This window comes from Microbacterium sp., assembly GCF_047607225.1.
GTDB lineage: Bacteria > Actinomycetota > Actinomycetes > Actinomycetales > Microbacteriaceae > Microbacterium.
Genome location: NZ_JASGDO010000060.1, coordinates 1 through 6,370, shown reverse-complemented (window position 1 = coordinate 6,370; position 6,370 = coordinate 1). Strand labels below are relative to the sequence as shown.

Below are 6,370 nucleotides of genomic sequence, written 5' to 3'. Positions count from 1 at the left end.
GGCGCGGCCGCCGCGGCCGCCGCGGCGGTCGGGTCGGTCGCACTCGCGGCACCCGAACCCGTCGAGGCCTCCCCGTCGACGGACGCAGCTGCCGCGGCGTCGACGGCCGTCGCCTTCTCACCGCGCGGGGCATCGGCCTCCGACGATGCGCTCACCTCCGATGCGTCGTCCCCCTCGGACGCGGCGGAACTCCCCGCCGCCTGCGCTCGCGCCGCGGCAAGGGCGGCCTTGGCTCGGGCCAGCGCGAGAGCTGCCTCGGCAGCTTCGGCCTCCGCCTCCAAGCGGGCCAGTTCAGCGGCTGCGGCGTCGTCGGGCGCGGTCATGCGCTCAGCCTAGCGAGCGCTCCCGCATCAGCGGCAGGGTGAAGATCGCCGCCACGATGAGCGCCATCCCCGCCCCCACGAGCACGCCTCCGACCGTGTCGCTGAACCAGTGCGCGTGCACCTGGGTGCGGCTGAAAGCCATCAGGAGCGTCCACAGCACCGCGAGCAGGGCGACCCACGCACGGGGAAGAAGGATGAGCGCGACGACGGCGATCGTGGCGGCATTGGCGGTGTGTCCCGAGGGGAAGGACCCGTGGTCGGAGATCACGAGCATGTCTTCCGGGCGCACGCGACCGAAGACGTTCTTGAGCACCTGGACCATGCCGGCGCTCAGTCCCGACGCGACGAGGAAGAAGAGGCCCGCACGCCAGCGCCGGCAGGCGACGAGGGCAAGGCATCCGCCGATCGGCACGAGATACGTCGCGAACCACCCGCCGCCGAGGAAGTTGAGCGCGTAGGAGAGGCCGGTCAGCGAGGGAGACAGGGCGCCGACGGCGCCGTTCCACCACGTGTCGACATCGAAGGGGTCCACCTCGACGGCGATCATGATTCCCAGGACGATGGCCAGCACCACCAGCGCGACCCCGACGACGGCTCTGCGCAGTGCCACGGTGACATCGACGTCTGCGGCGGGAGGGGTCATCGCCTCAGCCTAGACGGCTCGGCCTGGCGGCTGAACTCGAGACCGTCGCCCGCGCGAACCGCGTCAGGGAGTCAGACGCTCGACCGTGCGGGGACGCACGATGACCCAGAGCGACAGGATGCCGACGACCGCGCAGCCCACCATCACCGATGCCATCGTCGTCGCCGTGATCCCCGCGCCGCGCGAGAGCCACCCCACGAGCGGGGAGATGATGCCGGCGACACCGAAGTTTGTGGCACCGATGATCGACTGCGCGGTCCCCGCCGCGTTCCCGTGGCGATCGAGGGCCAACACCTGGACGCACGGGAACGTGAACCCGCAGGCCGTCATGAAGAAGAAGAGCGGAACGACTGTTCCCCACAGCCCGAGCCCGAGCTGGTCGGTGACGACGATCGCCGTTCCGGCGGTGACGAGCACTCCCGTCGACCACGCCAGCACCCACTGCGGGCCGAACCGCGCGGCCAGCCGCGATGCGACCTGGACGCCCAGGACGACGCCGAGGGAGTTCACCGCGAACAGGATCCCGTACTGCTGTGCGTCGAAGCCGTAGGTCTTCTGGAAGAGGAAGGACGACGCGGAGAGGTAGCTGAACAGGCCCGAGAACGTCATCCCCCCGATGATGAGGACGCCGACGAAGACGCGATCGCCGAAGACGCTCCGGTAGCGCTGCCAGACGGTGGTCGAACCTCGTTCCTGACGGCGCGCGGGCGGAAGCGTCTCGGGGATGAAGACGATGGCCGAGACGAGCATCACGGCGCCGTACAGGGCCAGCACGACGAACACCCCGCGCCAGGGCACGATCAGCAGCAGCGCCGATCCCACGAGGGGCGCCAACACGGGCGCAACGCCCGACACGAGGGCGAGCCGGGAGAGCATGACCACGAGTCGTCGACCCCCGAAGAGATCCCGCACGATGGCCGCAGCGACGACGCCTCCCGCGGCGGCACCGGCTCCCATGAGCACGCGGGCCACCGAGAGCAGTTCCAGCGTCGGCGCGAAGGCCGCGCCGGTGCTGGCCACCACGTGCAGCGCCGTCACGAGCAGGAGCGGGAGCCGTCGACCCACCTTGTCGCTCAGCGGCCCGACGATCAGCTGGCCGAGCGCGAACCCGATCATGGTCCCGGTGAGGGTCAGCTGGATCGCCGCGGCGGAGGTCTGGAAGTCCTCTTCCAGCACCGGGAACGCCGGCAGGTAGAGGTCGATCGTGAACGGGCCGAGCGCGGTGAGCGCGCCGAGGAGGATGACGTACAGCACTCGTCGGCGCGTCGAGATGCGGTCGCCGGGGTGGAGCACGATCGGCGCCGTGGCGGGGTTGGTGCCGAGGGTACGGATGGCGCCGGTCGAGGTACCGGACGCCGATCGACGGGAAGAGGGCAACGGAATGGAGGCGGTGTCGCGCACGGGGTCCTGACGGGGCGATGACGGAGAGGATGAAACTCGAGAGGGCGTCGAATCGATTCGGAGCGCCGTCACGATCATAACGCTTTCCCAGCCTCCGGTCCCATTCCGGCGCATAGGATTGAACCCCCGCTCTGCGGTCGTCCTCACGGAACGACCTCGGCAGCCCGCGTCTCCGACGCATCCCCGTCCCCGAGCCGAGATCACTTCACATGACCCCGACTTCCTCTTCCGGCAAGCGCGCGAGCGGCAATCCTGCGACGCAGGCGCAGCTCAACCAGACCGCCAAGCAGCAACGCGAGGCGCAGAAGCAGCAGAAGCTGGCCGAGTACCAGCGGCAGCTCGAGAAGCGCCGACGCAGCAAGATCCTGTGGTGGGTCGTCGGCAGCACCGCGGCGTTGGCCGTCGTGGCGCTCGTGGCGGCCTCGATCATCTTCACGCCGCGCCCGGTGAGCATTCCTCGCGGCGACGGCAACGGCTCGGGCGTCGAGGGTGTCCAGACCTACACGAACACCGCCACCCACGTCGAGGGAGACGTGACCTACCCGCAGACCCCGCCCACGGGCGGCGACCACAACGCCATGTGGCTCAACTGCGGCGTCTACTCGGAGCCGGTCCCCAACGTGAACGCCGTCCACTCGCTCGAGCACGGCGCGGTGTGGATCACGTACGACCCGGCTGTCGTGGATCAGTCGCAAGTCGATGCCCTGCGCTCCCAGCTGCCCTCGACATACACGATCCTCTCGCCGTATCCGGGCATCCCCTCCCCCATCGTCGTGAGTGCGTGGAACGCGCAGCTCACCGTCGACAAGGCCGACGACCCTCGGATCGGCGAGTTCCTCCGCGCCTACTGGCGCAGCACCTCCGCGCCGGAGCCCAACGCGGCGTGCACCGGCGCGTTGGATGCGCCTGGAAAGCAGTCGTGACGACGAGCGACGACACACCGGTCCGCACCCTGCCGCCCTGGTGGGCGGTGCTGCTGGTCGTCATCGCCGTGGCGGCGAGCGCCTTCGCGATCGGCCGGTTCTCCACGTTCGGCATCGCCCCGACGACGCCCGCAGACACCTCCCCCGAGGCCGGGTTCGCGCGCGACATGCAGGTGCACCATGCACAGGCGATCGATATGGCCATGACGATCTACCGCAAGACAGAGGACGCGGACCTTCGCGCTCTGGCGTATGACATCGCCACGGGTCAGGCAGAGCAGAAGGGCGTCATGTACGGCTGGCTCGCCCAGTGGGGCCTGTCGCAGGCCGGCGACCCGCTCATGGCGTGGATGGCTGAGGCGCCCGGGGGCCACGCCCACGGCGTCGCCACGGCGGCACCGTCGAGCCCCGAGGAAGCCCAGGAGGCGATGGGGATGGCGAGCGCCGCCGAGCTCGCCGAGCTGTCGCAGGCGACCGGCCGCGCCGCCGACTGCCAGTTCCTCACGCTGATGATCCGCCACCACGAAGGGGCGATCCCCATGGCCTCTGCGGTGATCGAGCTCGGATCCGAGCCCAGCGTCCTCGCCGTCGCAGAACGGATGCGCACCGCGCAGGAGTTCGAGATCGACGCGATGACCTCGATGCAGCAGCGACTGGGCTGCTCGAGCTGAACGCGCTCCGCGCCTGGCGCTCGCCCCCGGCGCACCCGGCACTCCGGCCGTCGGCGCATCCGAGCACCACAGACTGTCGCACCTGCGTAACGCCGAACGGAGGCGGGGCCGCTCCCTCCCGAGCGACCCCGCCTCCGTGGTCGAGCCGATGCTCTTCTGCTCAGCCCTTCGTCGATCCGGCCAGCAGGCCTCGGACGAAGAAGCGTTGGAGCGAGAGGAACACGATCAACGGCACGATCAGGGCGATGAAGGCACCGGCGGTCAGCAGGTACCAGTCCTGACCGCGGCTTCCCGTCATCTCCGCCAGCAGCTTGGTGATCGGAGCGACGTTGCCGTCGGCGAAGATCAATGCCACGAGCAGGTCGTTCCACACCCAGAGGAACTGGAAGATGGCGACCGAAGCGATCGCGGGGGCCGTCAGCGGCAGGATGATCCGGAAGAAGATCTGCCCATGCCCGGCGCCGTCCACACGTGCCGCCTCGATGACCTCGCCCGGGATCTCCGACACGAAGTTGTGGAGCAGGTAGATCACCAGCGGCAGGCCGAAGATCGTGTGCGCGATCCACACCTGCGCGTAGCCGGCCGATCCGAAGGCCTCCACGACGGGAATGCCGAAGATCGTCCCCTGCGCGAAGAACTGCAGGAGCGGGATCAGCGCCATCTGCAACGGGACGATCTGCAGCGCGAAGATCCCGATGAACAGGATGTTGCGCCCGCGGAAGTTCATCCACGCGAAGGCGTAGGCCGCCAGCATGGCCACCGAGATGGGGAGGATCGTCGCCGGGACCGAGATCACGATCGAGTTGACGAACGCGCCCGCCATGTTCAGCTGGCTGTTGCCGGTCTGGAGCGCCGTCGCGTAGTTGTCGAGCGTGAAGCCCCAGTTCTGGAAGATCGTCCACCAACCACTGGTGTTGATCAGCTCCGGCGGCCGGAACGAGGTGAGGAAGAGCCCGAACGTGGGCACCGTCCACACGGCGGCGATGATGAGCGCCGCCGCGGTCGCCCACGGCGAGCTGAGGCGCTTCTTCGTGCCCGAGAGCATCTTCTTCTCGCCGCGCTTGATCCGGCGAGCAGCCTGGTCGTCGACGACGACGGCAGCGGATGTCGTGGTCATCAGCGGATCTCCCTCTGCTTCTTCAGTTGCACGGCGTTGTAGATCACGATCGGCAGCACCAGCACGAACAGGATGAGCGCGAAGGCGGCCGAACGCCCCGCCTCGAAGCTGCGGAACTGCGTGTACATCTCGTTCGCGAGGACGGAGGTGTTGTTCGCGCCCGCCGTCATGGTGCGGACGATGTCGAACACCTTCAGCGAGGCGATCGAGATCGTGGTGAGCACGACGATGAGCGCCGGACGGATGCCCGGCACCACGACGTTGCGGAACTTCTGCCACGCGTTCGTGCCGTCGAGCTCGGCAGCTTCCAGTTGCTCCGTCGGAACGCCCTTGATCGCGGCCGAGAGGATCACCATCGCGAAACCGGTCTGGATCCAGATGAACACGACGATCAGCCAGAAGGTGTTCCACGGGTCATCGGCGAGGAAGTTGTACGGCTGGCCGCCGAACCACACCACGACCTGGTTCAGGAAGCCGATCTGCTCCTGACCCGACGGGCGCTGCGTGTACATGAAGCGCCAGATGATCGAGGCGCCGACGAACGAGATCGCCATCGGCATGAACACGAAGATCTTGTAGTACTTCTCTCCGCGGATCTTGTCGATGAAGTACGCATAGGCGAGCCCCGCGATCGTCGAGAACACGGGCGCGATGAGCACCCAGAGGATCGTGTTGACGATGACCCGGACGTTCTGGGGCTGCGTGAAGATCCACGCGAAGTTCTCGAAGCCGACGAACTCCGTGCCGCGCGAGTTCATGAACGCCTGAACAGTGGTCTGGATGGTCGGGACCACGAGACCCACGGCCAGAAGACCGAGGGCGGGGGTGAGGAACCCCACGAGCTGGAACAACGACCCCGCGCCGTCTTTGGCGCGCTTGTCGAGGAAGAAGAACAGAAGGCCGAGGACGGCGGCAACGGCGGCCGCCTCATACCAGGAGCCCAGGAAGATCAGGACGAGCGCCGGCCCTACGACGCACGCCGCGAGGCGGATGACCGTGTAGAGCGTGCCCTTCCGAGGGGCGATCTCCACGAAGAACAGGATCAGACCGACCACGCCGACGAACAGACCGACGATGACGACGATCTCGAGCCAAGGATTGAGCGTGGACAGCCACTGGAAGAAGTGCTGGATGTTCATGGATGCCTTTCGAGTGCGACATCGGACTCAGAGCCGGCCGAGGCCCCCGGAGGCACGGCCGCAGGGAGGGAGTGGGGCCGCGCCTCCGGGGGCCTCGGCCGTCTCTGAGACCGATGTCGCACTCGAAAGGCATCCATGAACATCCAGATATCG

The 6,370-nt window shown here is 68.0% G+C and carries 6 protein-coding genes and 1 pseudogene; 2 read left to right on the top strand and 5 right to left on the bottom strand.

The window, feature by feature from the left end:
- From QM591_RS12385 to QM591_RS12375, 3 genes and pseudogenes are all read right to left on the bottom strand, one after another.
- A pseudogene (locus QM591_RS12385) lies at positions 1-323 on the bottom strand (hypothetical protein); the annotation flags it as partial.
- Positions 324-327: 4 nt separating this feature from the next.
- Positions 328-966 (bottom strand): phosphatase PAP2 family protein, encoded by a 639-nt coding sequence (locus QM591_RS12380; protein WP_415132696.1) that lies wholly within the window; start codon positions 964-966, stop codon positions 328-330.
- Between the two features lie 63 nt (positions 967-1,029).
- A complete protein-coding gene (locus QM591_RS12375; RefSeq protein WP_415132695.1) occupies positions 1,030-2,367 on the bottom strand; it encodes a multidrug effflux MFS transporter in 1,338 nt (445 codons plus the stop codon).
- 209 nt (positions 2,368-2,576) lie between these two features.
- Between QM591_RS12375 and QM591_RS12370 the strand changes: the two genes are divergently transcribed.
- A complete protein-coding gene (locus QM591_RS12370; protein WP_415132694.1) occupies positions 2,577-3,290 on the top strand; it encodes a DUF3105 domain-containing protein in 714 nt (237 codons plus the stop codon).
- On the top strand, positions 3,287-3,961 hold the full coding sequence (locus QM591_RS12365) for a DUF305 domain-containing protein (RefSeq protein WP_415132693.1): 675 nt from the start codon (positions 3,287-3,289) through the stop codon (positions 3,959-3,961). Before QM591_RS12370 ends, QM591_RS12365 begins: the two co-directional genes overlap by 4 nt.
- 160 nt (positions 3,962-4,121) lie before the next feature.
- On the opposite strand, the gene QM591_RS12360 is transcribed toward QM591_RS12365, so the two are convergent.
- Entirely contained in the window at positions 4,122-5,078 is a 957-nt protein-coding gene (locus QM591_RS12360; protein WP_067162478.1) for a carbohydrate ABC transporter permease, read from the bottom strand.
- Positions 5,078-6,211 carry a carbohydrate ABC transporter permease gene (locus QM591_RS12355; RefSeq protein WP_415132697.1) on the bottom strand — a complete coding sequence of 378 codons (1,134 nt, stop codon included), beginning with the start codon at positions 6,209-6,211 and terminating at the stop codon, positions 5,078-5,080. Before QM591_RS12355 ends, QM591_RS12360 begins: the two co-directional genes overlap by 1 nt.
- Positions 6,212-6,370 lie beyond the last annotated feature (159 nt).